Source organism: Ruminococcus sp. OM04-4AA, from assembly GCF_003462585.1.
Lineage (GTDB): Bacteria > Bacillota > Clostridia > Lachnospirales > Lachnospiraceae > Mediterraneibacter > Mediterraneibacter faecis.
Genome location: NZ_QTZH01000132.1, coordinates 1 through 1,881, shown reverse-complemented (window position 1 = coordinate 1,881; position 1,881 = coordinate 1). Strand labels below are relative to the sequence as shown.

The following is a 1,881-nucleotide window of genomic DNA, read 5'->3' as shown; positions in this document are numbered from 1 at the left end:
GAAAAGAAAGAAACCGTAGAATCTGAAATGAATGCAGAAGCAAAAAAAACAGCGCAAACTTTTCGGTCTGTTTATATGAAGGAGAAGTCGGAGTTAAATACATTAAAGGCGAAAAGAAAAATTATCAATTGTCTGGAAGAGAAAGGATATGCGGCAGTAGATTGTGATAATCAGATTGATATGGTCAATCGTGAAAAAGTAGAAAAATTTTGCAAGGCAGCGGAGAAAGAAGAACAGGCAGCAGTTGATATTGTACAACCGAACAGAGATTCGCTACAATATTAATATTTCTGGTGATAAGGAGATGGGAAGATGAGACAATGTATGGATGCAGATAATCTGCACCGAAGACTGAAGAAAATAATCGGACAGGTTCAGGCAATCAGATGTACTGGTATCACTGGCATTAATTGCATCAGTCTGTATTGGTGAAAATTTTGCAGCAGGCGAGGTCTTTCTGGTTCAATATTCCATTAAAGCGGCTTAAGAAGGTTATGGTTGTAATGGCAGCCGCCAGGATATCACTGACTGGTTCTGCAAGGAAAACTGCAAATACTTTATCAGATAAAAAGAGCGGCAGGATAAAGATCAGAGGGATCAGCAGGATCAGTTTTCGCAGGCATGCAAGAAGCAGACTGATCTTTGCCTGTCCGAGTGCCATAAAACTCTGCTGGCAGCTTATACTCCCGGAAAGCAGGAGACAGCAAGAGAAGATTTCAATAACAGCAGAAATTATGTATAATTATGTTGTAGGTACAAAAATAGTGTGACAGCGAGGTAGAGAAAATGGAAGAGCAGATAAAAAAGATTTATGAAAAGCAGAAAAATGGACACATCAGGATGATACGGAATGTGCTGTTGATTTATGCAGCATTGATCTGTGTGGTGAGTATTTTCAAAGGAAATCCGTTCCCGCATCAGGAGACAGTACTCTTTTTCGATGTAAAGCAGCCGGGCTGGGTCACGACAGATCCCTGGCTTCTGTGGATTTGCGTGGTGGTTGATCTGATTGCAGGTATATTCATTTTAATCAGGGACATTCTCAGAGATTTTTCAAAAATTGACCGGATTCTGTCACAGCAATGTGATGCAGAAAAATATTCAGAAATGCTGGAAGAGTTGATAAGATACGGAAAGAGCTTGGATTATCATGGATTTCAAAAAAGTGTCATGCTGATAGCTGAGTCTAAATATGTAGTTGCACTGATCATAAATGGGCAGTTGCAGAAGGCAGAAGAGTATATAAAGAATGAATGGGAAGGAAAAAGAGAGGGACGTTCTTGGCAGCAGGTCATGACGAATCTCGAACTGTCGAAGAAATATCAGGAGAAAGATGCGGCAGGTTATTCGGCTACATTAGAAAAAGCAGGGAAAGTATTTCAAAAGAATCCACTGTTTATGGCAAAAAATTTGATGCTGAAAGGTGAAGATGAGGCAGCAGTAAGATTACTGGAAAATGATACGGAAAAGCTGCCTTATTATGAGGTTACACGCAGATTCCTGCTGGGAGTATGTTACTACCGAATCGGAAAAGAAGAGCAGGGAAAAGAATGTATGGAATATGTAATTGGGCATGGAAATACGTTGAAGTGCAAAGAAGAAGCGGAAAAATATGTAACAGTGTAAGTAAGGATGTTCTTTAAAATGACAGGGTAACAAAAATGGAGAAGATATAGAGGATGGTAATAAAATAGGATATATCGCACATAAAGATGGTGAATCTGGAGTATACAATTCCTGAAATAGATTTGAGTTTTAAATATTACAAGCGTAAGATTTAAGAAACAAAAAAATTAGAAGAAAGGAATCGGTGGAAGTGGTTATGTTGTTAAAAAGGATGCAACAGTATTGGATGAGTATTTTGATGAGTATTTTGAAGGA

At 38.6% G+C, this 1,881-nt stretch carries 2 protein-coding genes and 2 pseudogenes; 3 read left to right on the top strand and 1 reads right to left on the bottom strand.

Features of this window, described 5'->3' with window-relative positions; genetic code table 11:
• Together DXB52_RS17605 and DXB52_RS15625 are read left to right on the top strand one after the other, a co-directional pair.
• A partial coding sequence (locus DXB52_RS17605; protein ID WP_472520557.1) for a DUF6070 family protein occupies positions 1-285 on the top strand: 285 nt, incomplete at its 5' end.
• A 27-nt stretch (positions 286-312) separates the two neighbouring features.
• Positions 313-384, top strand: a pseudogene (locus DXB52_RS15625) (metal-sensing transcriptional repressor); the annotation flags it as partial.
• A 73-nt stretch (positions 385-457) separates the two neighbouring features.
• On the opposite strand, the pseudogene DXB52_RS15620 reads toward DXB52_RS15625, so the two are convergent.
• Positions 458-682 (bottom strand): annotated as a pseudogene (locus tag DXB52_RS15620) (MATE family efflux transporter); the annotation flags it as partial.
• Between the two features lie 104 nt (positions 683-786).
• On the opposite strand from DXB52_RS15620, the gene DXB52_RS15615 reads away from it, so the two are divergent.
• Entirely contained in the window at positions 787-1,626 is an 840-nt protein-coding gene (locus tag DXB52_RS15615) for a hypothetical protein (RefSeq protein WP_118108033.1), read from the top strand.
• The last annotated feature ends 255 nt before the right edge of the window (positions 1,627-1,881 follow it).